Genomic DNA, 25,874 nt, shown 5'->3' on the forward strand with positions numbered 1-25,874 from the left:
CGCGTGGCTCATCGCCGGCGTCGCGACCGGCATGGGCGTCGTGTTTCTCGTCCTCGGGGTGGCGGTCGGGCTTCCGGTCACCGACTCCCTGACGTTCGCGATCCGCCCGGAGCCGGGGCCCTCGACAGGGAGGTCAAGTGCCGGGCCGGCGGCCTGGGACGCGTCTCCGGGACAGGGTCCGGGCTCGGCGGGGCCGGATGTCCGCTCTCGGGCGCCGAGAGGCGGCTCCCCGGGTCCGGGCGTCGGTTCGCCCGGGTGGCGCCGGCCCGGCTCCCAGGGGCCCGGGGCCCACGAGGACGATGCCGCCCTCGTCGTCCCGCCGCCGCGGGTCGTCCCGTCCGTCTTCCTCACCCGTCCGGCCACCCACGCGTCGCTCAACTCGGCCTCCTCGTCGAGGTCGTCCCGGCCCGTCGGGCTCATCGTGATGTGCGGGGGCGCCGTCGACAAGCGCCCGGGCGCCTCTCGCGCGCACCCTGTCCCGGAGCGGCCCCCGACCGCTCACGTACAGTAGGGCTCGGGCCGTGACTGGCGCTTGAGGTGGATCACCACCGGGGAGCGGCCCGGCGGAGGCGTGCTCGACCGGCGCGACCGTACCGATGCCGTGCGCCTGGGCGAATCACCTGTCAGAGACGACGCCCAGGAGTTGCCATGTCCACCAGCACCGCCACCCTCATGGACGGCACGGCCCTCGCCCGCCGCACGGTCGAGGAGACCGCCGCCCGCGCCGCCGAGATCACCCGTCGCACCGGTGTCACGCCGTGTCTCGCGACCGTCCTGGTCGGTGCGGACCCGGCCTCGGTCACGTACGTGAAGATGAAGCAGAACCGCTGTGCGAAGGCCGGAATCCGCTCCAAGCACGTCGAACTGCCCGCCACCACGACGACCGAGGAACTCGTCGCCGCGATCACGGCCCTCTCCGAGGACCCCGAGGTCCACGGCATTCTCCTCCAGCACCCCGTCGGCCCGCACATCGACGAGCGCGCCGCCTTCGAGGCCATCGCCCCGGAGAAGGACGTCGACGGCGTCACCATGGCCTCCTTCGCGGCCATGGGCTTCGGCCTCCCCGGCTTCGTCTCCTGCACGCCCGGCGGCATCATGCGTCTCCTCGACGCGTACGACGTGGAGATCCGCGGCAGGCGCGCCGTCGTCGTCGGCCGCAGCGCGATCCTCGGCAAGCCGGCCGGACTCCTCCTCCTCGGCCGCGACGCCACGGTCACCTACTGCCACTCCCGCACGGAGGACCTCTCCTCCGTCGTCCGCGAGGCAGACATCCTCGTGGCCGCCGTCGGCAAGCCGAACTTCATCAAGGGCGCGGACATCAAGCCGGGCGCCGTCGTCATCGACGCCGGCTACAACCCGGGCAACGTCGGCGACGTCGACTTCGCCTCCGCCGCCGAGCGCGCCTCCCTCATCACCCCCGTTCCGGGCGGCGTCGGCCCCATGACCATCGCTGTCCTCCTCGCCCAGACCGTCGAGGGCGCGGAGCACCAGCTCGGCCTGTAGGACCGGTTCGTGACGGGGCGACGGACGGGGCGGCGGGCGCGATCGGGGCCGGCGATGGTCACGGTTCTGTACAGGCCGCTCTCCGCGCCCCTAAAAAGGTGGCCGGGAAGCCGCCGACCGGCGAACCTTGACCTTGTGCCCCACCCGTCCACCGCCACCCCGTCGCCGGACCGCCGACCGGGCGAACCCGACCCGCCCGGTGCGCCGGACTCGTCCGACACGCCCGACCGCTCGGGCCGCTCCGGCGGTGCCGACCGTACCGGCCGCTCCGACGGCGCCGACTCCGGCTGGTCGCCCCGCCTCGTCCGGCTCGGCGCGCCCCGGCCCGGACCGGCCGCCCGGGGCGCCCGCCGGTTCGGCGTGCCGCTCGTCCCGCTGCTCGTCGCCGGGCTCGTGGCGACCGCTTTCGTCGCCGGGCGGGGCGGAACCGAGCAGAGCCCGTCCACGGCCGGACGCCCCGGCGGCGACCAGGCCGGCGCGCTGTCACCCGTCATGTCCGGCGAGGGTCGCGCCGGGGTCACCCCGCCGGACGGCGGAGGACCGTCCGGCACCCGTACGGGCGACACCGGGGCGACCGGCGTCCGCACCGCCGACACGCCGTCAGCGGCCGTGACCTCGGACGCCACGCCGACCCGTACCGCCCCCTCGGACCGGGCCGCCGAGCCCAGGGAGACCGCTTCCGCGACGCCCTCCCGGACCGGCGGCACCACCGCCACACCCCGGCCGACCCGCCCCGCGAAGGGTGGCGGTGGCTCGCACCGTCCCGTCTCCTTCGAGGCGTTGCGGGTCGGTGAATGCTTCGACATCGACCGCGGCGCGCCGGGCACCGCACTCCGGCGCTCCTGCGACACGCCGCACCACGCCGAACTCGTCGCCCGGCCCCGCCTCACCGGCCTCCACGCCACGGACACGGCGATCCGAGAGGCGGCCACCCTGCTCTGCCGCGAGCCGCTTCGCCGCAAGGCCGCACGGCAGCCGCTCGGCACGCGCTGGACCACCTTCGTCCAGTACCCGTACCGGACGAGCTACCTGCTCGGCTCGGACGCCGTCGCCTGCAGCCTGGCCGCCCCCTCCAGCGGGGACGGCACCCTCAGCCGCCGGCTCCAGTAGGACCGGCGGCGAAGGCCGTCGCCAGAGCCGTCGCCGGATCGCGGTCAGCCGGCCCGGCGGGTGACCAGCGGCCACCCGACTTCAGGTACGGCCACCAGCGCCCGTCCTCTCCGAGCCGGAGCTGCGCTTCCGTGCCCACCACCGTCCACCGCGCGCCGCCGGACCGTCGCAGGGCCGGGGGCTCGTCGTCCTCCCAGGCCTCCGTGAGCCGGGTTCCCGCCCAGGCGAGCGCCTCGGTGTCCGGCGTCCACTCCTCTTCCAGTACGGCGAGGGCCGCGGCGCCTCCGAACCCCCACGCGCGCGTGGCGAGGTCCATCTCCGCCCGCGTCCGGCCCGAGCCGGAGGTGAGCCGCGCCGTGGTCCAGGGCATGGGGGAGCCCGAGGCGAGCCGCACCGCGTCCTGAGCGACCGTCAGCGGAGCTGTCGGAGCTGTCGCAGCCGCATGAGCCGGGGACCCGCCGTGGACCGACGCCCCGCCGGCCGATACGCCGGCCGACTCGCCGACGGAGAGAGCCTCCACCAGCAGCCGGTGCGCGCGGCCCGCCGCGTCCGAGGCGAGGAACTCCAGCGCAGCCGGGTCGACCCCGGGCTCCGGTTCCGTCTCCGTGTCCAGGGACGGCGACCGGCCCGGCACGTCGTGGGCGACCGGAGGCGCGGGGAGCGGCGGCACGAGGAACCCCGCCGCGTAGGCCTCCTCGGCCGACACACCCGGCATCCCTCCGGCGCCCTCGGCGCCCGGTGTGTCGTCGCCTCCCCGCCCGCCGTGCCCGGCACGCGAGGCACTGCGCGCCTGCAACTGGTCCAGGAGGGTGCGCTCGCCGCGGCCCCGCATGAGGAGCAGGACGAAGGGATCCTCGTCGAGCAGCCGGGCCACCTGGTAGCAGAGCGCCGAGGTGTGCGGACAGTGGTCCCACGCCTCACAGCCGCACTGCGGGTCGAGATCCCCGATCCCCGGCAGCAGATCGAGCCCGGCAGCCGCCGCGTCCTCGACCAGATGCGGCGGCATCTCGCGGTCGAGGAGTGCGGCGATGTGCCCCGCGCTGTCGACGGCGAGGTCCAGCAGCCGCTCCCACTCCTCCTCCGAGAACTCCCGCACCAGGACGTCGCTGCGGTACGCCGTGCCGTCGCGGTGCTTCACCACCGCCGTGATGCGGCCGGGCCGCACCGACACGGCCCCCACCGCTCCCGCGCGCGCGTGCCGCCGTCCCGCCTTGAGCTGCTGGCCGTCGAGCGCGGTGTCCTCCAGGGCCTTCAGCCATGCCAGGCCCCACCAGGTCCTCGCGAAGGCTCCGCCCTGCGCGGGCGGCAGCGCCGCGAACGTCCGCTCGTCGCCCTCGTGTCCGTACCCGCTCATCGTGCGTCACCCCGCAGTCGTACGAGCTCCGCCAGCTCGGCATCGGTCAGTTCGGTCAGTTCCGGCGGGGTGTCCCCGCCGGTCCCGAGGACGGTGTCCGCCAGCTCCCGCTTGCGGTCGAGCATGGTCGCGATCCGGTCCTCGATCGTTCCCTCGGCGATCAGCCGGTGCACCTGCACCGGGCGGTCCTGCCCGATCCGGTACGCGCGGTCGGTGGCCTGGGCCTCCACGGCCGGGTTCCACCAGCGGTCGTAGTGCACGACGTGTTCGGCTCGGGTGAGATTGAGCCCCGTCCCGGCGGCCTTGAGGGAGAGCAGGAAGACCGGGACCTCGCCGGTCTGGAAGCGGGCGACCATCGCCTCGCGCTCGGCGACCGGCGTCCCGCCGTGCAGGAACTGCGTCCGCACGCCCCGCGCCGCGAGGTGGGCCTCCAGGAGCCTGGCCATCCCCACGTACTGGGTGAAGACCAGGGTGCACGCGCCCTCGGCGAGGATCGTGTCGAGGAGCTCGTCGAGCAGTTCCAGCTTGCCCGAGCGGCCCTCGATCCTCGGCCGCTCCTCCTTGAGGTACTGGGCGGGGTGGTTGCAGATCTGTTTGAGCCCGGTGAGCAGCTTGACGACCAGGCCGCGCCGCGCCATGCCGTCGGCCTCGGCGATCGCGGCCAGGGTCTCCCGTACCACCGCCTCGTAGAGACCGGCCTGCTCCGGCGTCAGGGAGACGGCCCGGTCGGTCTCCGTCTTCGGCGGCAGCTCGGGTGCGATGCCGGGGTCCGACTTGCGGCGGCGCAGCAGGAACGGGCGGACCAGCGCCGCCAGTCGCGCTGCCGCGGCCGGGTCACGGCCGCCCTCCACGGCGGCCGCGAACCGGGTCCTGAAGGCGCCCAGGGTGCCGAGCAGCCCCGGCGTGGTCCAGTCGAGGATCGCCCACAGCTCGGAGAGGTTGTTCTCCACCGGCGTGCCGGACAGCGCCACGCGCGCGCGTGCCCCGATGGTCCGCAGCTGCCTGGCCGTCGCCGAGTACGGGTTCTTGACGTGCTGCGCCTCGTCCGCGACGACGAGTCCCCAGCTCCGCTCGGCGAGTCGCGCCGCGTCGAGCCGCATGGTGCCGTACGTGGTGAGGACGAACCCGCCGTCGGTGAGGTCCTCCAGGTCACGGGTCGCGCCGTGGAAGCGGCGCACCGGCGTGCCGGGCGCGAACTTCTCGATCTCGCGCTGCCAGTTGCCCATGAGGGAGGTCGGGCAGACGACGAGGGTGGGCCCGGCGGATGCCGGGTCGGACTGACGGTGCAGATGCAGCGCGATGACCGTGATGGTCTTGCCGAGACCCATGTCGTCGGCGAGGCATCCACCGAGGCCGAGGGAGGTCATCCGGTGCAGCCAGTCGAGCCCGCGCAGCTGGTAGTCGCGCAGGGTCGCGGTGAGCGCCGCGGGCTGGGAGACCTGCGGATGGCCGCCCTCGGGGTCGGCGAGCCGCTCCCGCAGCCGTTCCAGCCAGCCGGTCGCCGCCACCTCCACCGGCCGGCCGTCGACCTCCGTGGTGCCGGTGAGGACGGCGGAGAGGGCGTCCACCGGAGTCACCGTACGGTCCTGCTGCGACTGGGCCCGGCGCACCTCGGCCGGGTCGACCAGCACCCAGCGGTCACGCAGGCGGACCAGCGGCCGCCCGGCCTCGGCGAGCCGGTCGAGCTCGGCGCGGGTCAGCTCCTGATCGCCGACGGCGAAGCGCCAGTTGAAGCCGAGGAGGGCGTCGGCGGAGAGGAAGGAGGGGAGGGTGGAGGAGGAGCGTGCCTCCGCCTCCTTCTCGTCGGATCCGAACGCAGCGGTACCGGACGCGAGCCCGTCGGTACCGGACGCGAGCCCGTCGACACCGGACCCGGGCCGGCCGACCGTGTTCCGTCCCTCCGGCGGTTCGCCGCCCACCGGTCCGATCACAGCGCTCGCGGTCAGCCGGTCCGCGAGCTCGCGCGGCCAGTGCACCTGGACCCCTGTGGCCGCCAAGGCCTGGCCCACCGTGCCGAGGAGCTCCGCGACCTCCTCGTCGGCGAGTTCGACGGTGTCGGGCACCGCCGCCGTCAGGAGCGGGGCCAGCGGGGGCCAGACCCGTGCGGCGCGCCGGAGGGAGAGCAGGGCGTCCATACGGGCCTGGGGGCCGAAGGCGGCCGCCGTCCGGCCGGAGCCCGCCCACACCTCCGCCGCGTCCGCGACGAGGGTCGGGTCGGCGACGCCGTGCAGCTGCAGGACCGCCCGGAAGTCGGGCGCCTTCTCCGACTCGGCGGTGAAGCCCGGAAGTTCGAGCCGGAGCGACAGGCGGACGCCGGCGTCGTGCACCGCCGCCAGATCGGCGGCCCATGCCCGCTGTTCGGGGATCGGCTGCGGCGTGTCGGCGGCGAAGGCGGGGCCACCGGCGGCGAGCGGAGCGGCCGGGGTACGGGGGAGGGTGTCCGCGACGGCGTCGGCGAACGCGCGCAGCAGTGCCTCGGGTTCGGGGAGGAGCAGGGGCTCGTCCGGCGAGAGGGGTACGGCGTGGGCCTCTGGAGGCATTGACGCGGCGAGCGTTCGCAGGGCGGCGAGCTCGTCGGGCCCGAGTGGACCGGCTCGCCACGCGTCGATGTCACCGGGGGTGAGACCGGGCAGCAGCAGGCCGCGTGAGACCAGGTCGAGGGCGAGGAGTGCGGCGGCACCCCAGAAGGCGCTCGCGGGTGACGCGGTGTCGGAGAAGCGGGCGTCGGCGAGCAGCGGCAGGGCGTCCCGTACGGAGAGGACACGCGCGGGGACGGTCACCGGCCGGAGGCTCTCCCCGTCGACGACCATGATCTCGGCGCCCGTGGTCTCGGCGCCCGTGGTCTCGGCGCCCGTGGTCTCGGCGACGGTGGTGTCGGTGTCACGGGCACGAGCAGCGTCGCCGTCGGCACCGGCTCCGGCGTCGGACCGGGCGCCGGGCGCGAGGGCATCGGGGCTCGGCAGTGCGTCGCCGTCCAGGGACCAGAAGGCGATCCGGCCCGCGCGGGGCGGATCGGCGGGGAGGAACACGGCGGAGTGGAGGGTGAGTTCGCGGGAGGCGTCCCGGAAGGGACGCCGGGTGGATACCGGCGGGGGTACAAGAGCGGGTTCGCGGGCGGAATCATCGGGTCCGTGCGACGGCGACAACGCATTCCTCAAATTTGACTACCTGAAGTCCGAGCGGCCGAGGGTACCTCACCGCACCGCACCGGCCCGGCGAGGCACTCGCCTCGCGTGATCCACGCCACAGACGTCACGGGGGTAGGGCTCGCCCCACCCCCGGCCCCCGGCGCACCCCCGACCGGGCTCGGGTGGTGACGTCATGGCCCCGGACGATCACGGATCCGTACGTTCTCGGTAGGCGCCCAACGACCGTCACCGATGCCGACAGAAACCGGAGCCCTCCATGCCCCAGGCCACCGCCCCGCCCCCGGCCGCCGCACCCGCCGCGGCGCCCGCCCGTGCCAGGGTCGGCAGCGAGTTCACCCCGCTCCTGCGGACGGTCAGGTCACAGGGTCTCCTCGAACACTGCCCCGGCTGGTACGCCCGCGGAATCGCCGTGAACCTCCTCGGAATCGCCGCCGTCGTGGCCGGGCTCGCCCTGATCGGTCCCTCCTGGTGGGCGCTCCTCCTCGCCGTCCCCCTCGCGCTGCTCTCCGCCCGGGCCGCATTCGTCGGCCACGATGCGGGTCACGCCCAGATCACCCCGAACCGCAAGGTCAGCCGGATCCTCCAGCTCGTCCACGCCAACCTCCTCCTCGGCATGAGCCGGGAGTGGTGGAACGACAAGCACAACCGCCACCACGCCCACCCCAACCACCTCGACAAGGACCCGGACGTCGCGGCCGACATCCTCGTCTTCGCCGAGCACCAGACAGCCGGCCGCACGGGGCTGCGCGGTTTTCTCACCCGCCACCAGGCGTGGCTGTTCTTCCCGCTGACGACCCTGGAGGGCATCGCGCTCAAGGTGTACGGAGTCCAGGCCCTGCTCGCCGAGGACGGGCCCTGCCGATCCCGCCGCGAGCGGCTCGTCGAAGGCGCGCTGCTCCTCGCCCACTTCGCCGGCTACACGGCCCTGCTGCTCACCCTCCTCACCCCGGCCCAGGCGTTCGTCTTCGCCCTCGTCCACCAGATGCTGCTCGGTGTGCACCTGGGCATGGCCTTCGCCCCCAACCACAAGGGCATGGAGCGGCCCGACGAACACGCGGACGGCGAGGGCTGGGGTCACCTGCGACGCCAGGTGCTCACCTCGCGCAACATCCGGGGCGGCGCCCTGACCGACTGGTTCCTCGGAGGTCTCAACTACCAGGTCGAGCACCATCTCTTCCCGAGCATGCCGCGCCCGAACCTGCGCCTCGCCCAGCCCGCCGTCCGGGCCCACTGCGCCGCCCTGGGCGTCCCGTACACGGAGACCGGTTTCGTGGACTCGTACCGCCAGGCCCTCGGTCACCTGCACGACGTGGGCGCGCCGCTGCGGTCCGAGTGGGCCGAGTAGGGTCGCAGACGGTCACTGCGATGGGAGCATCGATCCGGCGGTCGGTGATTCGCCCGTCGGACAGCGGAGACCCGTCGGACAGCAGAGAAGGGGAGCTCCTCGCCATGAGCGACGGCACGGTCACCACGGTCAGCAGCAACGGCACGTACACGTTCACCAAGCCCAACCGCGAGGGCATCACCCTCCTCGCCGGGCTCGGCGTGGAGGGCGACGTCCACGCGGGCGTGACGGTCAAGCACCGCTCGCGCGTCGCCCAGGACCCGACCCGGCCGAACCTGCGTCAGGTCCATCTCATCCACGCGGAGCTCTTCGACGACGTCGCCGGCGCAGGCTTCGATGTCGCTCCCGGCGACCTCGGCGAGAACGTCACCACCCGGGGGATCGACCTCCTCGGCCTGCCCACCGGCACCCGCCTGCACCTCGGCACGGAGGCGGTCGTCGAGATCACCGGACTCCGCAACCCGTGCGCCCAGATCGACACCTTCCAGCACGGTCTGCTCAAGCAGGTGCTCGGCCGTGGCGAGAACGGCGACATCGTGCGCAAGGCCGGGGTCATGGGCATCGTCCTGGCCGGCGGCGAGGTGCGCCCCGGAGACCCGATCCGCGCCGAGCTTCCGGAGGGCCCGCACCGCCCGCTGGAGACGGTCTGAGTCACCGGGCCTCGCTCATGCCCCGGGCGCGTACCGGGCCCCCGCGGCTCACCCCTCCAGGGCGCAGGAGTTGACGACGTCACCGCTCGCGGGCCGGGCGATCACCCGGTCCGCCGGCGGAGCCGTACCGTCCTCGACCCACTTCGTCAGCGCGTCGAACGCGGAGCGGTAGCACGGCAGGATCGGACGCAGACGGTCCGGATACGTGTCGTACAGGCCGTCGGTGTGCGTCCCGTCCTGCACCGTGTAGAACCGGTGCACCCCGCCCCGGCCCCGCCCGTCGATCATCCGTGCGTACACGTCGGAGTCGGTGGCGAGGGGCAGCAGCGTGTCGAGCTCGCCGTGGAGGGTGATGAGCGGCTTGCCGATGCGGCCGGTCAGCGCGACCTTCGCCACCGCGCGGTGCACGGAGGCGGGCCGGGAGGCGTAGTCGTACGAGGCGTCCGACGCGCAGGGCGCGAAGATCTGCTCCACGGTCCCGCCTGCGGTGGAACCGGGGCAGGCGGGGTCGTACGAGGGGTCGAACTCGGCCCGGAAGATCTTCTGCGTCAGTCCCCAGTACGCCTTCTCGTGGTACGGCCACAGGAAGCGCGACCCGGGTGCGAAGCCGGCCCCGATCAGGTCCTCGTCGGAGGCCTGCCCCAGCGACCGGGCCACCGTCACCGGCAGGCTCGTCAGAAGGTTGGGGCCGCGCGACGTCCAGAGCACGCCCTCCCAGTCGACCCCGCAGTCGTACAGCTCGGGACGGTTCTCCAGCTGCCAGCGCGTCAGATAGCCGCCGTTGGAGATGCCCGTCATGTACGTGCGCTCCGGGCCGCTGCCGTAGCGCTGCCGAACGGCCTTCTTCGCTGCCCGCGTCAGCTCGGTCACCCGGCGGTTCCACTCGGCGACCGCGTCGCCGGGACCGCGTCCGTCGGTGAAGAAGTCCGGTCCCGTGTTGCCCTTGTCGGTGGCCGCGTAGGCGAAGCCCCGGGCGAGGACCTGGTCGGAGATGAGCGCGTCCGTGGAGTACTGGCGCCGGGTGCCGGGCGCGCCGGTCACGACGAGGCCGCCGTTCCAGCGGTCGGGCAGCCGGATGACGAACTGCGCGTCGTGCGCCCAGCCGTGGGTGGCGTTGAGCCGCGAGTCGTCGGGGAAGTAGCCGTCGATCTGGACGCCGGGCACGCCCGACGGGTTACGGGTCCCCAGGGCGGCGAGCCCGGCCTGGTCCGCCGTGTCGGTGTACGGCGTGCCCGCGAGGCCCGCGGTCGTCAGATCCGCCAGGCAGGCGGACTGCTGGTGCTCGGCTCCGGGAACGTGGAGCCGGTTCTGGCGCGCGCAGTGCGCGGTGGTGTCCGCCGCTGCCCGCTCCTCCGCCCCGGCGGGACCCGCGGGAGCCAGGACGGTGACGGCGGTCAGGAGCGCGGCGAGCAGCGGGACGCCTGGGAACAGGCGCATGGAGGCCTCCGGGGGGCGAGGGAAAGGGATGCGGCGCCACATCGTGCGGCGCGCCCTCACCACCGGGCCATGGTCCCGGACCACACCTCGTGCTGTCGGGCCGTGTGGACCGGCATGACACCCTCGGCGGGCCTCCTGCCCGGCGGCCGGGAAGCGAGCAGGAAGCCGGCAGAAAAGGAATGGGGGTCGAGCGGGGGCGATCGGTCTCGGCAGGGAGCCGATCAGGAGGGCCGGACGGCCATCGCGTCGAGTCCCTCGAGGAGCGCGGGCAGCCGTGGACCGCGGGCCACCGGCAGGACTTCGCCCGGCAGCTCGTCGAGCAGGACGAAGGCCATGTCGTCCGGACGTGCCACCAGCGACCAGCCGGGGCCGTCCGCGCGCAACGTCCGCCCGCCCCCGTCGGTACCGGTGTCGGATGACCGTACCCGCCCGATCGGCGGCGGCTCCTCGAGGTAGCCGCGGAGTTCGTCGAGGGCCCGGCGGACTCCGGCGTACGGATCGGCGACGGAGCCCGCGGCCGCTGCCGCGTCGGTGGACGCCGCGGCCTCGCCCGAGGTCGCCGCGCCGGTGGACGGCGCCGCCTGCGTCGACGGCGCCGCGTTCGTGGGCGGCACTGCCTTCTTGGGGGAGGGCCTGTCGAACCACGTCGTGGGCCGGGGCGTGACCTCGGCCGGCGTCGGCGGGGCGGCGGGCCCGGACGACGATGCCGCGGTTTCGGGCGGGACCGGCGTCCCGGGCGGGAGCGGAGCCCCCGCGCCGGCCGGTGCGTCGTCCGTCACCTGGCTCCGCCAGGCGGACCACTGGAGTGCCACCTCGTCCGCGCCGAGGCGCCGCTGGGCAGGCCCCCACGCGTCGCCGGACGGCGGGACCAGCGGGGCCGGGTCGCCCTCCTCCGGCTCCGGGTCGTGCGGGGCCGGCACACCGGGCGCGCGGGTCGCCACCGCGAGCGGCCAGCCCGGCAGCCCGGCGACCACCGAATGTTCGTCGGGGGAGAGGTCGTAGGCCATGCCGCAGTCCCAGGAGGAGATGGCCACCGCGACCAGCGACACGTCGTCGACGACGACCGTCCACCGCGCGCCGAGCCCGTCCTGGCCGAACACGAGCCCGTACCCCTCGGCGTACGGCTGGAGCCCGAGCGCCGCGCACGCCGCCGGGTAATCGTCGCCGAGCACGCTCGGGAAACGGGCGGGCGTCAACAGTGCCGCGGTCAGCACGAACAGCGCGTCGGCAGCGCCGTCGGCCTCGGCCTCGGCGATCGGGTCCGTCCCAGCCACGCATGCCTCCCCATCTGGTTGTCGGCGCACCTTAACCAGTGAGTAGGGAGCCCTGTCCATAGTCCGGCGCCGTGACCTGCATCGCCGTACGGGCCCGGGTCGGGTGGGCGGGCCACGGCGCCTCCGCGTCTCCGGCGCTCGGGCCCGCCCCTGTCTCGGGCGCGCGCTCTGTCTCCGGCGCTCGGGCCCGCCGCGTGCGCCGTGCTCGGACCCGCCGCGCGCCGCGAGTCCTACGCGTCGGCCGCCGGTCGCCGCGCCGGGTCCTCCCGCAGGCCCAGCAGCGAGCGGGCCACGGCCCTCGGCGACTCGTTCCGTTCCCGGGCGAGCGTGAGGAGGGCCCGGCAGGCCAGTTCGTTCACCCCGAACGACAGCATGCCGGGGGAGACCCGGCTGGCCGCCTCCTCCGCCCGCGCCGGATCGTCCTCGGCGCACGCGGCCACGTACTCGGCGGCCGCCTCGAAGAGGTTGTGCCCCTGCCGGGGGCGCGGTGGCGCCGACGCGGCGGCCTCGGATGCCCGCCGGGCGGACGGAAGGAGCCTGCGCAGTCTCTCGGGTACCCGTGCCACGCCGCACCGCCTTTCCCGGGCACGACTGCCCGGCACATCCACGGTAGTCAGTGAAGTGCCGGGAAAGAAGGGTGCGTTGGAGTCGGCTAGGAAGCCCCGCCGCTGGTGGACCACCGCTGGACCGGCGGCGAGACGTCCCCCAGGAGGGGGAGGTTCCTCTCGACGGCCTTCTTCCAGGAGCCGTCGTCGATCATCTTCTGGAGCGCCCGCTTGACGGTGCCGTTCGCATCGCCGCCCTCCGGCACGCCGATGCCGTAGGGCTCGTCGCTGACACGGAATCCGGCGAGCTTGAACCGGCCCTTGTACGCGTCGTGTGCCGCGTACCCGGCGAGCAGCGTGTTGTCGGTGGTGACGGCGTCGACGGCGCCCGAGGCGAGGTCGTCGATGCAGCGGGTGTAGCTGTCGTGTGTCACGACCTGTGCCTGGGGGGCGAGCGTCGTGCGGATGAGGAGCGCGGTGCTGGAACCCGTGGCCGTGCAGACCTTCCGGCCGTTGAGATCCGTCGGACGCCTGATCGTGGTGTCGTTCGCGGGGAGCAGGACGTCCTGATGGGCCATGAAGTAGGGACCGACGAAGTCGACCTTCTTGTCCCGCAGGGAGTTGAACGTGTAGGTCGCCACGACGAGGTCGACATCACCGCTGGTGAGCAGCGACTCGCGCATGGAGCTCCGGGCCTCCTGCCACACGATGTCGGCGGGATCGTGCCCGAGCACGCGGGCGACGTAGGTCGCCACGTCCACGTCGAGACCCGCGTACGTGCCGTCCGGGTTCTTGAAGCCGAGTCCGGGCTGATCGAACTTGATGCCGATGGTGATCTTGGGGCCGCCGCCGGTCGGGGCCGCCCCGGACGCTCCGATGGAGGGCGTGCTGGGCGTCGACGGCGAGGAGGATCCCTGGCCGCTCGGCTTGCCCTCGACGCGGTCGCCGTCTCCGCCGTCCTTCGCGCCGCCGAACGGGAGGAGGTTCCAGACGAGCACACCGCTGAGGACGACGGCCGCCGCTGCCACCGCCGCGTACGCCCCGCCGCGCCTCTTGCGCGCCGTCGGCGGCCCGGCCGGTACCGGGGATGCGAGGGGGAAGGCGGTGGCGGTGTCCGCGCCGACGTCGACGGTGGGGCGTCCGTCGTCCACGGCCGCATGAGGCACCCGATCCTGCGGTTGCGGCTCTGGCTGTGGTCGATGTCCGGACGGGGGCTGTGGCCGAGGCCGTGGTCGAGGCCCGGCGTGAGCGTCCGCCCCGACTTCCGCCTCCACCTCGGCGAGCATCCGGTCCAGTGCCTCGCCGTCGGGGCGCGCCGCCGGATCCCGCACCAGCACGCTCGTCAGAACCCGCGTCAGCGGCCCGGCCCGCCGGGACGGAGGCACGTCCTCGCCGAGGACGGCCGCGAGGGTGGCGAGCGTGTTCGCCCGGCGCAGCGGATGGTGGCCTTCCACCGCGACGTACAGCGTCATGGCCAGCGACCAGAGGTCGGCGGCCGGCCCGCCCTCCTCGCCACTGACGCGTTCGGGCGCCATGTAGTCGGGCGTGCCGATGATGGACCCGGCGGCGGTGAGGCCCGTGGCCCCGTGGATCGCCGCGATGCCGAAGTCGGTCAGGACGGGCTGCCCGTCGGGCCGCAGCAGGACGTTCGGCGGCTTGACGTCCCGGTGCTGGATGCCTGCGGCGTGGGCCGCCCGTAGCCCCGCGAGGATCCCGCGCCCCAGCGTCGCCGCCTCGCCGACGGCGAGTTCACCGCGGTCGAGGCGGTCCTGGAGGGAACCGCCGGGGATCAGCTCCATGACGAGCCAGGGATACGTGCCCTCGCCGCCGTCCACGATGTGATGGATGGTCACCACCTGGGGGTGCGCCACGCGCGCGAGTGCCCGGGCCTCACGCAGTACCCGGATGCGGAGCTCCCGGGCGGCCTCGGGGTCGTACTCGGCCAGCGCGGGGTCGGGCGGGCGGACCTCCTTGAGGGCCACCTCACGGTGGAGCGCCAGGTCCCGCGCGCGCCACACGGTGCCCATGCCGCCCCCGCCGAGCCGCGCCACCAGCTCGAACCGATCGTCGACCACCCGCGCCACTCACAGCCCCCTCAGCCACACGCCGACCCCGCCACGACTCTGCCACATCCGGGTGAGTGATCCGCTCGGATCGAGGACGGGGCCACAGGGCGGGCGGATGGACGCCCGGACGTCCATGGCCGTGCGGAGCGCAACGATCCGCGCCTCAGTCCTCCCGTACGGCCATGGCCAGGTAGCGCGCGTCCTCGTCGACGTAATCGACGAGCCGCCAGCCCGCCTCGGCGAGCACGGGGCGCAGCCGGGGTCCGGCGCGCAGGTCGTCCGGGGTGATCTGGCGGCCGTGGCGGGCCGCGAGGGCCGCCCGACCGATCGGGTGGAAGAGTGCGAGCCGGCCGCCGGGCCGTACGACGCGGGCGAGTTCACGCAGGTCGGCCACGGGTTCGGCGAGGTGCGAGACGAGCCCCGCCCCGAAGACCGCGTCGAGCACGCCGTCGCGCACCGGCAGGCGTCCGACGTCGGTGAGCAGCAGCGTCGCCGTCGCGGTCGTGCCGCCGCGCCCCGCGGCGACGGCCCGTTCGAGCATCTCCGGGGTGAGGTCGGCGCCGAGTACGGTGCCGGACGGGCCGACGGCGGCGCGAAGCGGCGTGAGGGCGCGCCCGGTCCCGCAGCCGGCGTCGAGCACGGCGTTGCCCGGGCGCAGGCCGAGCTCCTTCACCGCGGCCGCGTACGCGGGGCCGTCGTCGGGGAACCGGCTGTCCCAGTCGGCCGCGCGGGCGCCGAAGAACTCTCGGACGTGTGTGGGGTCATCGCTCATGCGCTCATGATTCCGTACCCGGAGGAGTGACCGTCGTGTGTGAACATTTTGTGTGCACCGTGTGTGTGCACGTTCGAGCCCGGTGCGATCGTTCGGGATCATCTCTCTGTCATATTCCATCAGCTTTCGAAATGCGCCCCTGATGCGCCCCCTGATGCGCACTAGCGTCCGTGAGCCATGGGACACCTGGACCACGCCACCTTCGGCTGGCTGACACCTGCACTGTCGTACGCGATGGCCTGCGTCGGCGCCGCCCTCGGGCTGCGCTGCACCGTGCGCGCCCTCGACGCGACCGGCCGTTCGCGGCGCAACTGGCTGCTCACGGCGGCCTCCGCGATCGGCACCGGCATCTGGACGATGCACTTCGTGGCGATGCTGGGCTTCGGCGTGACCGGCACCGACATCCGCTACGACGTTCCGCTCACCATTCTCAGCCTCGTCATCGCGATGGCCGTCGTCGGCGTCGGGGTGTTCGCCGTCGGCTACGGACGCGACCGGATCCGGTCGCTCCTGATCGGCGGACTCACCACGGGTGTCGGCGTGGCGAGCATGCACTACATGGGCATGGCCGCCCTCCGGCTCCACGGCGAGGTCCGCTTCGACCCCCTGCTCGTCGGCCTCTCCGTGCTCATCGCCGTCGTCGCGGCCACCGCGGCCCTGTGGGCCGCCCTCAACATCCACTCACCCGCCGCCGTGGCCGTGGCCTCGCTCGTGATGGGCGCGGCGGTCAGCAGCATGCACTACACCGGCATGTTCGCGGTGCGGGTGGACGTGGTCCCCTCGACCGCCACCCTCCCCGGAGCCACGGTCATGCAGTTCATCTTCCCGCTCGCCGTCGGCCTCGGCTCGTACCTCTTCATCACCTCCGCCTTCGTCGCCCTCTCGCCGACGGCCAAGGAACGCGCGGCGTACGCCTCCGCCGGCCGCCTCACCGACGAGCGCGCGGTGGACGTCGCACCCGCCGGCTTCCGGACCGCGGAAGCCGCCCGTACACCCACGACCTGAACCGAACCCCGTACGCCACGCACCAGAGACCGTCGCAGCCGGAACGAGGAGGCCATGCGAACTCCCCGCAGGACCAACGACGCCAAGGCGTCGGCGCCGCCGTCGGCGGCCGCGCGCGGGCGGCGCGCACACGCCGGGCCGCCCGCCGACGAGCCGGGCGAGCCCACTCCCGAGGCCTTCCCCGCCGGCGGACATCCGGCCGCCGCCGGACACATGGCGGGCGCGGGACGCGCGGCAGGCACCGGTCACAGGGCCACCACCGGAGTCCACCCCACCGCCCACGGTCCGTCCGTGCCTCACGCCGCCGGGTCGCAGGGACCCCTCGCCCCGCGCCGCGGCCTGCGCCCCCGTACCGTCCGCGCCAAGATCGTCTCGCTCCTCATGGTCCCGGTCGTGTCGCTCCTCGCGCTGTGGGGCTTCGCCACCGTCACCACGGCCCAGGACGTCGCCCGGCTCCGCCAGCTGCAGCGCGTCGACGCCGAGATCCGCGAGCCGGTGACGGCCGCTCTCGCCGCCCTCCAGGACGAACGGCGCGCCGCCGTACGGCAGATCGCGGCCCCCGGAGCCGCCCGTGCCGCCGAGCTCAAGGACCGGATCCGCCGCACGGACGAAGCCGTCGACCGCCTCCGCCTGAACGACACGCACACCATCGGCGACACCGGGGACCTCCCCGGAGACGTGGGGGAGCGCGTCAGCGCCTTCGTCGCCAAGGTCGCCGGCCTCGCCCGGCTCCGGACCGCCGCCACCGACGGGCGCGCCGACGGGAACCAGGTGTACGAGGAGTACACAGCGGCGGTCTCCGCCGCCTTCGCCGTCGGCGGCGCGCTCACCGGCATCCAGGACACCCAGCAGGGCTCCGACGCGCGCGTACTCCTGGAATTCGGCCGGGCCGGCGAGATGCTGTCCCGCGAGGACGCGCTCCTCACCGCGGCCCATCTCACCGGCCGGTTCTCGGAGGAGGGGCTCCGCGCCTTCTCCGGAGCCGTCGAGACCCGGCGCACCCTCACCTCCTCCGCCACCGCCGACCTGCCCGCCGCCGAACGCGCGGCGTGGGACCGGCTCGCCGCCGGCGGAGACCACACCCGGCTCACCCGGGCCGAGGACCGCATCCGCGCCGAGAGCCCCGGCCGCCCCGCCGCCCAGGCGGTCCCCAGCGCCGACTGGGACGACACCCTCGCGGCCGTACGGAGCGCACTCGCCGCGATCGAGACGGACGCCCGTACCGCCGCGACAGACCGCTCCGACCCCTTCGCCGGCGGTGTCCTCACCGCGAGCGGTGCGGCGGTGCTCCTCGGCCTCGCCGCCGTCGCCGCCTCCCTCGTCATCTCCGTCCGGATCGGCCGCGGCCTGGTCGTCGAACTCGTCAGCCTCCGCAACTCCGCCCTCGGCATCGCGCGCGGCAAACTCCCCGCCGCCATGCGTCGGCTGCGCGCCGGCGAGGAGATCGACGTCCAGGCCGAAGCCCCGCCCGGCCCCGTCTCCCAGGACGAGATCGGCCAGGTCGGCGAGGCCCTCACCACCGTCCACCGCGCGGCCCTCTCCGCCGCCGTCGAACGCGCCGAACTCGCCAGCGGCATCTCCGGGGTCTTCGTCAACCTCGCACGGCGCAGCCAGGTCCTCGTCCACCGCCAGCTCAACCTCCTGGACAGCATGGAGCGGCGCGCCGACGACCCCAACGAACTCGGCGACCTCTTCCGGCTCGACCACCTCACCACCCGGATGCGCCGTCACGCCGAGAGCCTCATCATCCTCTCCGGCGCCGCCCCCGGCCGGGCCTGGCGGATGCCCGTCCCCCTCACCAACGTCGTCCGCGCCGCCGTGTCCGAAATCGAGGACTACGCGCGCGTGGAGGTGCGCCGACTCCCCGAAACGGCCGTCGTCGGTGGCGCCGTCGCCGACCTCACCCACCTTCTGGCCGAACTCATCGAGAACGCGGCGCAGTTCTCCCCGCCCCACACCAAGGTCCGGGTCAGCGGCGAGCCCGTCGGCAACGGGTACGCCCTGGAGATCGAGGACCGGGGACTCGGCATGGGCAAGGAGACCCTCGCCGAGGCGAACGCCCGCATCGCCCAGTCCGAGGCCCTCGACCTCTTCGACAGCGACCGGCTCGGCCTCTTCGTGGTCAGCAGGCTCTCCTCCCGCCACGACATCAAGGTGCAGCTGCGGACCTCCCCGTACGGCGGCACCACGGCCGTCGTGCTGCTCCCGACCGATCTCCTCCAGGGCGCCCTGCCCCCCGGCCGCGGCGCGGGCGCGACGGGAACCGACACACCCCATGCCGGAACCCCGCAGGCGCGCGATCCCCGCACGCCCGCCCCCGACCGGGGAGAGCCGGGCGCGGACCACAGGCAGAGCAGCGACGACCGGACGGCGGGCGACCGGTTCCGCACCGACGGTCCCGGCTCCCACCGCCTCGGCTCCGACCCGCGCACGGACGACGCGCGCGCCGCACGCGAACGCGAGGAGGCACAGCGCGCCGAGGCCCGCCGCTTCGGCCGTCCGCAGATGTCCCGTCCGCCGGCGCAGACCGGTCCGCCCTCTCCCACCCTCGGAGGAGGCGCCCCCGCCGGGCCTGTTCCGGCGCCCCGCAGGACCACGCCGCAGCCGACGGGGGGCACACGGCCCGGGATCCTGCCCAGGGAGACCAGCGGCTCCCGGCCTCCGGTCCCGCCGCAGGCCCCCGCGTCCCCGCGCCCGCAGTCCTTGCCGCGCCCGACCGCCGTGCCCGCGCTCGCGGCGCCCGCGGAACCCGGCCCGCCGCCCGCCGGGGTCACCGAACTGCGACGCCGCGGGCCCTCCGTACCGGCGCCGACGCGGCAACAGCAGCCGGGCACGCCCGCGCGTGCCGCAGGTCCCGGTACGCCCGCGGGTGGGGCGGGTGCGGCGCGTCACGCCGGACACGGCGACGACGCGGAGGGCGAGCTGCCGCGCCGGGTGCGGCAGGCGAGCCTGGTCCCGCAGCTACGGGAAGCGCCCGCCTCGGCGCCGGTGTTCGTACCGGCCGAGCCGGGCACGGACGCCCGCACTCCGGAAGTCGTACGGGACCGCATGGCGGCCTACCGGGACGGCTGGCAGCGGGGCGGCGGCGCGGCCCCGGGCAGCAGGCGCCCCCTCGGCACCGGCACCGGTCACGAACCCGGCCACGGCACGACCCCCCTCGACGACCCCCTCCCCGAAGGAGACCAGTCATGATCGACCACGAGAGGATCTCCCACCACCGGTCCGGCGAGCTCGACTGGCTCCTCGACGACCTCGTCATGCGGGTCCGGGAGGTCCGCCACACGGTGGTGCTCTCCAATGACGGACTCGCCGTCGGTGCCTCCAACGGGCTCAGCCGCGAGGACGCGGAACACCTGGCCGCCATCGCCTCCGGCTTCAACAGCCTCGCCAAGGGGGCGGGCCGCCAGTTCCACACGGGCGGCGTCCGCCAGACCATGGTCGAGATGGACGACGGCTTCCTCTTCGTCGCCGCGGCCGGGGACGGTTCCTGCCTCGCCGTCCTCAGCTCCGTGAGCGCCGACATCGGCCTCATCGCGTACGAGATGGCCCGCCTCGTCAAGCGCGTCGGCGAGCACCTGCACACCCCGCCGCGGCTCACGGTGACCCCGCCGGCCGCCGGCTGACCCGGAGAAGGCCCATGAACGAGGACAGCACCGGCGGCGGCCCGTCCGTGCCGGGCAGTCAGTGGTACGACGCCGACGCCGGACCGCTCGTGCGCCCGTACGCGATGACCGGTGGCCGGACCAAGCCCGGGCCCAGCAACGTACGGTTCGACCTCATCGCCCTCGTCGTCGTCGACGACGATCCGCCCGGACCGGCCGAGGAGTCCCTCCTCGGCCCCGAGCACCGGTCCCTGCTCGCCCTGTGCCGGGCCGAGACCCAGTCGGTCGCGGAGCTCTCCGCCGACGCCGACCTGCCCGTCGGCGTCGTCAGGGTCCTCCTCGGCGACCTCCTCGAATCGGGCTTCGTACGTGTCAGCCGGCCCGTACCGCCCGCACAGCTCCCCGACGAAAGAATCCTGAGGGAAGTAATCGATGGCCTACGAGCGCTCTGAGAGCACCGGCGCGGACGATGGCGGGGACGACAGCGCGGACACCACCGCCCTCGCCCTGAAGATCCTGGTCGCCGGTGGGTTCGGCGTGGGCAAGACCACCCTCGTCGGCGCGGTCAGCGAGATCCGCCCGCTCCGCACCGAGGAACAGCTCAGCCGTGCGGGGGAGTCCGTCGACGACACCGGGGGAGTCGACCAGAAGACGACCACGACCGTCGCCATGGACTTCGGCCGCATCACCATCCGGTCCGGGCTCTCCCTGTACCTCTTCGGGACGCCCGGCCAGGACCGGTTCTGGTTCCTGTGGGACGAGTTGTCACAGGGCGCCCTCGGGGCCGTCGTCCTCGCCGACACCCGGCGGCTCGAGGACTGTTTCCCGGCGGTCGACTACTTCGAGCACCGGAAGATCCCGTTCGTCGTCGCCGTCAACTGCTTCACGGGCGCGCGCACGTACGGCGCGGCCGACGTCTCCCGCGCACTCGACCTGGACCGGGGCACGCCCGTCGTGCTGTGCGACGCGCGCGACCGCGACTCCGGGAAGGAGGTGCTCATCCGGCTCGTCGAGTACGCGGGGCGGATGCACACCGCCCGGCTCCTCGACACGGTCGGCTGAGCCGCCGCACCGCGACCCGGGCCGGTCAGTCGGCCACGCCGGCCTGGGCGATCACCTTCTCGATGCGTACCCGGACGAGGAGTTCGCCCGGGACCGCGTTGCGCTCCCCGAACTCGTCCGCCCGGTCCTCGCCCATGTAGCGGGCACCGATCCGGCCGGCCCAGTGGCGCAACTCCGCCGGGTCCTCGCTGAGTTCGGCGCGACCGCTGAGTGAGACGAAGGCGAAGGGCGGAGTGTCGTCGTCGACGCACAGGGAGACCCGTCCGTCGCGCGCGAGGTTGCGGCCCTTGACCGTGTCCTTGCCCGTGTTGAACACGAACTCGTCCCCGTCCAGGAGGAACCAGACCGGTGCGACGTGCGGACTGCCGTCGTCGCGCACGGTCGCCAGCTTGCCGGTCCGGGTTCCCTCGGACACGAAGGTCCGCCACTGATCATCGGTCATCCTCGTCATGCCCCCATCCTGCGGCACGCGCGGGCGTGGTGCAGTGCTTGCCCTGTTCACGACAGTGCGTAAGGCTTGCGGCGATACGGCGGACCACTGCGGCACGGGGACCACGGGACAACCGGGGCGTCGGGACGCACCACCCAGGGGGAGGACCACTGATGGCGTTGGACAAGGAACTGGACTGGCTGCTCGACGACCTGACCCAGCGAGTCGGCTTCATACGGCACGCGCTCGTGCTGTCGAACGACGGCCTGGTGACGGGCGCGAGCAGCGGACTCGCACGCGAGGACGCCGAACACCTCGCGGCCGTCTCCTCGGGCCTGCACAGCCTGGCCCGAGGCTCGGGCCGGCACTTCAGGGCGGGCCGGGCGCGCCAGACGATGGTGGAGTTCGACGAGGCGCTGCTCTTCGTGACGGCGGCGGGCGAGGGCAGCTGCCTCTGCGTCCTGAGCGCGGCGGAAGCGGATGTCGGCCAGGTGGCGTACGAGATGACGCTGCTGGTCAACCGCGTCGGCGAGCACCTCGGCGTGGCCGCCCGGCTGCCGGGGCGCCCGGAGGGCGGCTTGATCTGACGCCACGGCCGCCGTCCTGAGGGGTTGTCCACAGGCGGTTGTCCACAGGTCGTGCACGGGCCGTCACTCTGCGTTACGTTCTCGGTGGTGGGTCGGAGGGCCCGGCGGCTCGGCGTGCTCCTCCGCGCCACGGACGACCCCTGGGCACAGGCCGCCGCCATCGCCTCGATGCTCGACCCGGTCCAGGTGTCCGAGGTCGTCGACGACCCGTACGAGCGCGCCCATCTCGATCGGCTGCGCCCGCCGGCGCCGCCCGGAATGCCGGTGCACGCGGCGGGCCGCGACATCGCCGAGCGGCTCACACGGGCCGACGGCCCCGACGAGATCCTCTGGCACCGGCTGAGCCTGGCGCTGGCGCTCGACGAGGCCCGGACGGAGCAGCCCGCGCCGTATCCAGGTGGTGCGGGCAGTTCGGGTGCGGCCGGAGAACGGCCGGGCGCCGGGACGCCCGTGCCGGTGCTCCGGCAGCCGGCTCCTACCGTGGCGCCCGCACTGCCCCAGCCGCCCGTCCTGGCCGTACCAAGCCGGCCGCCGGCCGTACCGATGGCTCTCGGTCCTCGTCCGGCTCAGGCTCCCGCACCGGCGGGGTGGCCGACTGCGATCGACCGCCCGCCGAGCCGTCCGGCCGCCCGCCTCAGGCTCCTCGACCGGCTGCGGCGCAGGAGGGCTGCCGACGGCGGGCGGGCCGGCGGACGGAAACGCCCGGTGTCCTGGCCCTGACGGCGACGCGTGGCGTGCGGCGAGGGCGCGGTGTGGGGAGGATGGGCTCATGCTGCTCGCCCGTGTTGCGGAGGTGTCCCGTGAGGTCGCCGCCGTGTCAGCGCGCTCGCGCAAGATCCGCCTCCTGGCCGAGCTGTTCGCGGAGGCCGAGCCAGAGGAGAGCCCTCTCGTCATCGCGTACCTCTCCGGTCGGCTTCCCCAGGGGCGGATCGGGGTCGGCTGGAGCGTTCTCAAGGAGGTGGTGCCCCCCGCGGTCCCGCCCGCCGAACGGCCGGGTCTCACGCTCGGGCGCGTGAACGAGACGATGACAGAACTCGCGGCGGTCTCCGGAGCCGGCTCCCGTGCCGAGCGGACCCGGCTCGTCCACGCCCTGTTCGCGGCGGCCACCGACGACGAACAACAGCTCCTGCTGCGGCTGCTCACCGGGGAGGTGCGCCAGGGAGCTCTCGATGCCGTAGCGCTGGAAGGCGTCGCCCAGGCCGCCACCGTGCCCGCCGCCGAGCTGCGGCGTGCCGTGATGCTCGAAGGCTCGCTTCCCCCGGTCGCGCAGGCGGTGCTCGCCGAAGGCGCCACCGCGCTCGACCGGTTCACCCTCCGGGTCGGCAATCCCGTGCAGCCGATGCTCGCGCACACCGCGGCCTCCGTCACCGAGGCCATCGGTGCTCTCGGGCCCTGTGTCGTCGAGGAGAAGCTGGACGGCATCCGTGTCCAGGTCCACCGGCGCGGTGACGACGTCCGGGTCCACACTCGCTCGCTCGACGACATCACCGACCGGCTTCCCGAAGTGGTCGCGACCGCACGTGCCGTACCGGCCGACGGCTTCATCCTGGACGGGGAGGTGATCGCGCTCGACCCCGCCACCGGACGCCCCGTGTCGTTCCAGTCCATCGCGTCCCGGGTCGGATCCCGCACCGACGTCGCCGGTGCGCACGCCACCCTTCCCCTGACCGCGGTCTTCTTCGACGTCCTCGCGGCCGACGGCGAGGGACTGATCGACCGGCCGGGCCAGGAGCGGCACGAGGTCCTCGCCGGACTGCTCCCCGCGTCCCAGCGGGTCCGCCGTCTCGTCGTGGCCGATCCCGCCGATCCCGCCCAGGTGGAGGCAGCCGAGAGGTTCTTCACCGACACCCTGGCCAGGGGACACGAAGGCGCCCTGGTCAAGGCGCTGGACGCGCCGTACGTGGCCGGGCGCAGGGGGCGCACCTGGCTGAAGGTGAAGCCCGTCCACACCGTCGACCTCGTCGTCCTCGCCGTCGAGCGGGGCCACGGGCGCAGAACCGGGCTGCTCTCCAACCTGCATCTCGGCGCGCGCGCGGCGGACGGCGGCTTCGTCATGCTCGGAAAGACCTTCAAAGGACTCTCCGACGACATGCTGCGCTGGCAGACCGAGCGGCTCGGTGAACTCGCCGTCGAGGACGACGGATTCACCGTGCGGGTACGGCCCGAGCTCGTCGTCGAGATCGCCTACGACGGACTCCAGGCCTCGACGCGCTACCCGGGCGGTGTCACCCTCCGCTTCGCCCGCGTCCTGCGCCACCGCCCGGACAAGCGGGCCTCCGAGGCCGACACCGTCGAGGACATCATCGGCCGCTCCTGAGCGCAGGGCGGTGGACCTCGCGGGACGACGTCCCGCGAGGGATGCTGGAGACGTGGCACGAGGAGTGCCGGCACGACGAGCGCGGGGCGCCACGAGCGACCGGCGGCCGCGAGGAGATGAGCGACGTGTACGACTTGCACATCGACACCGACGTGACCGTGCAGCTCAGTGGCTGCAGCCGGGAGGACGCGCAGGCCGTCTTCGGCGTCCTCGACGGTGTCTACGAGCTGGAGGACATGACGGCCCCGGGTCCCCAGGCGGCCACCACGTTTTCCCCCACCGTCTGGACGGCCACCTTCGACACGGCCGGCGGACGCCACCAGGAGGTGCGTCCCACCCGACTGACCTCCCCGGTCGGCGCCACGCTCAGCGGTGGCTACCACGCCGTGAACGAGGTTGAGAAGGTGCTTGCCGCAGGCTTCGACATCCAGTCCCAGCAGTCCGTCTCCGGCGATCAGGAGACCGAGGCCCGACTGCTGCTCGCCTCCCGCTGAGCCCGAGGCGCTGAGCCCGAGGCGCTGAGGCGCGAACTCCCCGGACGGAGTGGACGGGCGCCGTCCGGGGTTCACGTGTGCCCGCGCGCGTGAAGGACCCCCCTGCCTTCCCCGGTATACACCGTGTGTAGAGTTTTCCGTCTGCCGTGAGTGCCGCCCTGACCAGGCGGTTTCCGGCCGTGCCGAAGACATCACCGGGGAAAGCGGGTTCCACCATGTTCCGATCCAGGCTGGGCCGACGCAGGGGGACGGCCACTGCCCTGATCGCCGCGGCGTCATTGATGCTGACGCTGGGCGGTTGCGGAGTCGACCCCGTCACTCCGCAGGACGCCCGGGAGGAGGGCGGAACGGACGACAAGGCGGGGGCCGCCGCCCGTCGCGTCGACTGCGCCAAGGTGAAGTGCATCGCGCTGACCTTCGACGCCGGGCCGGGCAAGGACACCCCCCGGCTCCTCGACATCCTCAAGGAGAAGAAGGTCCCCGCGACGTTCTTCCTGCTCGGCAGCAAGCACGTCGACCGTTACCCCCAGGTGGTCAAGCGAATAGCCGACGAGGGCCACGAGGTCGCCAACCACACCTGGACCCATCGGATCCTCACCGATCTCGACGAGTCGGAGGTCCGCGACGAACTGTCCCGCACCCAGGACGCCGTCGAGAAGATCACCGGCCGGAGGCCCACCCTCATGCGGCCGCCGCAGGGCCGTACCGACGGAGCCGTGTCCGACGTCAGCCGGGAGCTCGGGCTCGCCCAGATCCTGTGGAGCATCACCGCCAAGGACTACTCCACCACCGACTCCGCCCTCATACGGCAGCGCGTGCTCGAGCAGGCGCACGGCGACGGGATCATCCTGCTCCACGACATCTACGACGGCACGGTCCCGGCCGTTCCCTCCATCATCGACGAGCTCAAGCGGCAGGGCTTCACCTTCGTGACCGTGCCCGAACTGCTGGCCCCGGGGAAGGCCGAACCGGGCGCCGTGTACCGCCCTGAGAAGGACTGATCAGACCCCCCGAAAACCGGGTGAGCTGACTCACACCGCCCACACGGGCAGGCTCGGAACATTCGGGAAACGTCTACCGTTCATACGTATGTGACACCGAAGGGGCCCGGTCCCCAAGGTCCCCCCCATGTGGTGACCGCCCTTCGCGTCACGGCAGATCGGCCCCGGTTG

The 25,874-nt window shown here is 73.8% G+C and carries 22 protein-coding genes and 1 riboswitch; of the genes, 14 read left to right on the forward strand and 8 right to left on the reverse strand.

The genetic code is table 11. From position 1 onward, the window contains the following. Positions 1-511: 511 nt before the first annotated feature. Positions 512-620: riboswitch (ZMP/ZTP riboswitch) on the forward strand. A gap of 28 nt (positions 621-648) precedes the next feature. Beyond that, the gene (locus IF00_RS0111010) at positions 649-1,503 is read left to right on the forward strand and encodes a bifunctional 5,10-methylenetetrahydrofolate dehydrogenase/5,10-methenyltetrahydrofolate cyclohydrolase (protein WP_030316876.1); all 855 of its coding nucleotides are present in this window, start codon (positions 649-651) and stop codon (positions 1,501-1,503) included. A 135-nt stretch (positions 1,504-1,638) separates the two neighbouring features. Then, positions 1,639-2,613, forward strand: coding sequence for a hypothetical protein (locus tag IF00_RS42590; protein WP_051820070.1), 975 nt, complete (start codon positions 1,639-1,641; stop codon positions 2,611-2,613). Here IF00_RS42590 and IF00_RS0111020 read toward each other — a convergent pair. Together IF00_RS0111020 and IF00_RS0111025 are read right to left on the reverse strand one after the other, a co-directional pair. Continuing rightward, entirely contained in the window at positions 2,594-3,967 is a 1,374-nt protein-coding gene (locus IF00_RS0111020) for an SWIM zinc finger family protein (protein ID WP_030316880.1), read from the reverse strand. The two genes, IF00_RS42590 and IF00_RS0111020, sit on opposite strands and share 20 nt — an antisense overlap. Further along, positions 3,964-6,996 (reverse strand): DEAD/DEAH box helicase, encoded by a 3,033-nt coding sequence (locus IF00_RS0111025; RefSeq protein ID WP_051820155.1) that lies wholly within the window; start codon positions 6,994-6,996, stop codon positions 3,964-3,966. The genes IF00_RS0111020 and IF00_RS0111025 overlap by 4 nt, the downstream gene beginning before the upstream one ends. A 376-nt stretch (positions 6,997-7,372) precedes the next feature. Here IF00_RS0111025 and IF00_RS0111030 point away from each other — a divergent pair, with 376 nt between their 5' ends. Both IF00_RS0111030 and IF00_RS0111035 read left to right on the forward strand, forming a co-directional pair. Continuing rightward, positions 7,373-8,461: a fatty acid desaturase family protein gene (locus IF00_RS0111030; RefSeq protein ID WP_030316884.1), complete on the forward strand. Its 1,089-nt coding sequence runs from the start codon at positions 7,373-7,375 to the stop codon at positions 8,459-8,461. A 104-nt stretch (positions 8,462-8,565) separates the two neighbouring features. Then, positions 8,566-9,111, forward strand: a complete 546-nt coding sequence (locus tag IF00_RS0111035; RefSeq protein WP_030316886.1) for an MOSC domain-containing protein — start codon at positions 8,566-8,568, stop codon at positions 9,109-9,111. 48 nt (positions 9,112-9,159) lie between these two features. Here the strand turns inward: IF00_RS0111035 and IF00_RS0111040 are convergent, their stop codons facing one another. From IF00_RS0111040 to IF00_RS0111060, 5 genes are all read right to left on the reverse strand, one after another. Further along, positions 9,160-10,548, reverse strand: a complete 1,389-nt coding sequence (locus IF00_RS0111040; RefSeq protein WP_030316888.1) for a tannase/feruloyl esterase family alpha/beta hydrolase — start codon at positions 10,546-10,548, stop codon at positions 9,160-9,162. A 221-nt stretch (positions 10,549-10,769) separates the two neighbouring features. Then, positions 10,770-11,822, reverse strand: a complete 1,053-nt coding sequence (locus tag IF00_RS0111045; protein ID WP_030316890.1) for a hypothetical protein — start codon at positions 11,820-11,822, stop codon at positions 10,770-10,772. Between the two features lie 230 nt (positions 11,823-12,052). Next, positions 12,053-12,388 (reverse strand): hypothetical protein, encoded by a 336-nt coding sequence (locus IF00_RS0111050; RefSeq protein ID WP_030316892.1) that lies wholly within the window; start codon positions 12,386-12,388, stop codon positions 12,053-12,055. A gap of 86 nt (positions 12,389-12,474) precedes the next feature. Continuing rightward, positions 12,475-14,394: a bifunctional serine/threonine-protein kinase/glutamate ABC transporter substrate-binding protein gene (locus tag IF00_RS42595; RefSeq protein ID WP_425338302.1), complete on the reverse strand. Its 1,920-nt coding sequence runs from the start codon at positions 14,392-14,394 to the stop codon at positions 12,475-12,477. A gap of 202 nt (positions 14,395-14,596) precedes the next feature. Continuing rightward, positions 14,597-15,205 carry a class I SAM-dependent methyltransferase gene (locus IF00_RS0111060; RefSeq protein WP_030316895.1) on the reverse strand — a complete coding sequence of 203 codons (609 nt, stop codon included), beginning with the start codon at positions 15,203-15,205 and terminating at the stop codon, positions 14,597-14,599. Positions 15,206-15,382: 177 nt separating this feature from the next. On the opposite strand from IF00_RS0111060, the gene IF00_RS0111065 reads away from it, so the two are divergent. From IF00_RS0111065 to IF00_RS0111085, 5 genes are read left to right on the forward strand one after another with little or no spacing between them, the layout of a single operon-like run. Continuing rightward, entirely contained in the window at positions 15,383-16,210 is an 828-nt protein-coding gene (locus IF00_RS0111065; protein ID WP_030316897.1) for an MHYT domain-containing protein, read from the forward strand. Between the two features lie 54 nt (positions 16,211-16,264). Continuing rightward, positions 16,265-19,402 carry a sensor histidine kinase gene (locus IF00_RS0111070; RefSeq protein ID WP_030316901.1) on the forward strand — a complete coding sequence of 1,046 codons (3,138 nt, stop codon included), beginning with the start codon at positions 16,265-16,267 and terminating at the stop codon, positions 19,400-19,402. Next, positions 19,399-19,833 carry a roadblock/LC7 domain-containing protein gene (locus tag IF00_RS0111075; protein ID WP_030316903.1) on the forward strand — a complete coding sequence of 145 codons (435 nt, stop codon included), beginning with the start codon at positions 19,399-19,401 and terminating at the stop codon, positions 19,831-19,833. Before IF00_RS0111070 ends, IF00_RS0111075 begins: the two co-directional genes overlap by 4 nt. A gap of 14 nt (positions 19,834-19,847) precedes the next feature. Beyond that, positions 19,848-20,264, forward strand: coding sequence for a DUF742 domain-containing protein (locus tag IF00_RS0111080; protein ID WP_030316908.1), 417 nt, complete (start codon positions 19,848-19,850; stop codon positions 20,262-20,264). Then, the gene (locus IF00_RS0111085) at positions 20,245-20,874 is read left to right on the forward strand and encodes a GTP-binding protein (RefSeq protein ID WP_030316910.1); all 630 of its coding nucleotides are present in this window, start codon (positions 20,245-20,247) and stop codon (positions 20,872-20,874) included. The genes IF00_RS0111080 and IF00_RS0111085 overlap by 20 nt, the downstream gene beginning before the upstream one ends. A gap of 25 nt (positions 20,875-20,899) precedes the next feature. On the opposite strand, the gene IF00_RS0111090 is transcribed toward IF00_RS0111085, so the two are convergent. Further along, the gene (locus tag IF00_RS0111090) at positions 20,900-21,325 is read right to left on the reverse strand and encodes a PPOX class F420-dependent oxidoreductase (protein ID WP_030316912.1); all 426 of its coding nucleotides are present in this window, start codon (positions 21,323-21,325) and stop codon (positions 20,900-20,902) included. Positions 21,326-21,477: 152 nt separating this feature from the next. Here IF00_RS0111090 and IF00_RS0111095 point away from each other — a divergent pair, with 152 nt between their 5' ends. The 5 genes from IF00_RS0111095 to IF00_RS0111115 all read left to right on the forward strand — a co-directional run bounded on the left by IF00_RS0111095 (position 21,478) and on the right by IF00_RS0111115 (position 25,703). Next, entirely contained in the window at positions 21,478-21,891 is a 414-nt protein-coding gene (locus tag IF00_RS0111095) for a roadblock/LC7 domain-containing protein (RefSeq protein ID WP_030316914.1), read from the forward strand. Positions 21,892-21,978: 87 nt separating this feature from the next. Then, on the forward strand, positions 21,979-22,611 hold the full coding sequence (locus IF00_RS0111100) for a DUF6397 family protein (protein WP_158710442.1): 633 nt from the start codon (positions 21,979-21,981) through the stop codon (positions 22,609-22,611). A gap of 49 nt (positions 22,612-22,660) precedes the next feature. Continuing rightward, a complete protein-coding gene (locus IF00_RS0111105; protein ID WP_030316920.1) occupies positions 22,661-24,208 on the forward strand; it encodes an ATP-dependent DNA ligase in 1,548 nt (515 codons plus the stop codon). 116 nt (positions 24,209-24,324) lie between these two features. Then, positions 24,325-24,702 (forward strand): hypothetical protein, encoded by a 378-nt coding sequence (locus IF00_RS0111110; RefSeq protein ID WP_030316922.1) that lies wholly within the window; start codon positions 24,325-24,327, stop codon positions 24,700-24,702. A 215-nt stretch (positions 24,703-24,917) separates the two neighbouring features. Beyond that, positions 24,918-25,703, forward strand: a complete 786-nt coding sequence (locus tag IF00_RS0111115) for a polysaccharide deacetylase family protein (protein ID WP_030316924.1) — start codon at positions 24,918-24,920, stop codon at positions 25,701-25,703. The last annotated feature ends 171 nt before the right edge of the window (positions 25,704-25,874 follow it).

Origin of the sequence: Streptomyces flavochromogenes (assembly GCF_000717595.1) — a bacterium.
GTDB classification, from domain to species: Bacteria; Actinomycetota; Actinomycetes; order Streptomycetales; family Streptomycetaceae; genus Streptomyces; species Streptomyces flavochromogenes.

Excerpts from the sequence above, each read along its gene's own strand:
- IF00_RS42595 (WP_425338302.1), bottom strand. The coding sequence starts at position 14,394 with ATGGGCACCGTGTGGCGCGCGCGGGACCTGGCGCTCCACCGTGAGGTG.
- IF00_RS0111060 (WP_030316895.1), bottom strand. The coding sequence starts at position 15,205 with ATGAGCGATGACCCCACACACGTCCGAGAGTTCTTCGGCGCCCGCGCG.
- IF00_RS0111105 (WP_030316920.1), top strand. The coding sequence starts at position 22,661 with ATGCTGCTCGCCCGTGTTGCGGAGGTGTCCCGTGAGGTCGCCGCCGTG.
- IF00_RS0111115 (WP_030316924.1), top strand. The coding sequence starts at position 24,918 with ATGTTCCGATCCAGGCTGGGCCGACGCAGGGGGACGGCCACTGCCCTG.
- IF00_RS0111040 (WP_030316888.1), bottom strand. The coding sequence starts at position 10,548 with ATGCGCCTGTTCCCAGGCGTCCCGCTGCTCGCCGCGCTCCTGACCGCC.
- IF00_RS0111110 (WP_030316922.1), top strand. The coding sequence starts at position 24,325 with ATGAGCGACGTGTACGACTTGCACATCGACACCGACGTGACCGTGCAG.
- IF00_RS0111030 (WP_030316884.1), top strand. The coding sequence starts at position 7,373 with ATGCCCCAGGCCACCGCCCCGCCCCCGGCCGCCGCACCCGCCGCGGCG.
- IF00_RS0111010 (WP_030316876.1), top strand. The coding sequence starts at position 649 with ATGTCCACCAGCACCGCCACCCTCATGGACGGCACGGCCCTCGCCCGC.
- IF00_RS0111085 (WP_030316910.1), top strand. The coding sequence starts at position 20,245 with ATGGCCTACGAGCGCTCTGAGAGCACCGGCGCGGACGATGGCGGGGAC.
- IF00_RS0111020 (WP_030316880.1), bottom strand. The coding sequence starts at position 3,967 with ATGAGCGGGTACGGACACGAGGGCGACGAGCGGACGTTCGCGGCGCTG.
- IF00_RS0111070 (WP_030316901.1), top strand. The coding sequence starts at position 16,265 with ATGCGAACTCCCCGCAGGACCAACGACGCCAAGGCGTCGGCGCCGCCG.
- IF00_RS0111080 (WP_030316908.1), top strand. The coding sequence starts at position 19,848 with ATGAACGAGGACAGCACCGGCGGCGGCCCGTCCGTGCCGGGCAGTCAG.
- IF00_RS0111035 (WP_030316886.1), top strand. The coding sequence starts at position 8,566 with ATGAGCGACGGCACGGTCACCACGGTCAGCAGCAACGGCACGTACACG.
- IF00_RS0111075 (WP_030316903.1), top strand. The coding sequence starts at position 19,399 with ATGATCGACCACGAGAGGATCTCCCACCACCGGTCCGGCGAGCTCGAC.
- IF00_RS0111090 (WP_030316912.1), bottom strand. The coding sequence starts at position 21,325 with ATGACGAGGATGACCGATGATCAGTGGCGGACCTTCGTGTCCGAGGGA.
- IF00_RS0111065 (WP_030316897.1), top strand. The coding sequence starts at position 15,383 with ATGGGACACCTGGACCACGCCACCTTCGGCTGGCTGACACCTGCACTG.
- IF00_RS0111095 (WP_030316914.1), top strand. The coding sequence starts at position 21,478 with ATGGCGTTGGACAAGGAACTGGACTGGCTGCTCGACGACCTGACCCAG.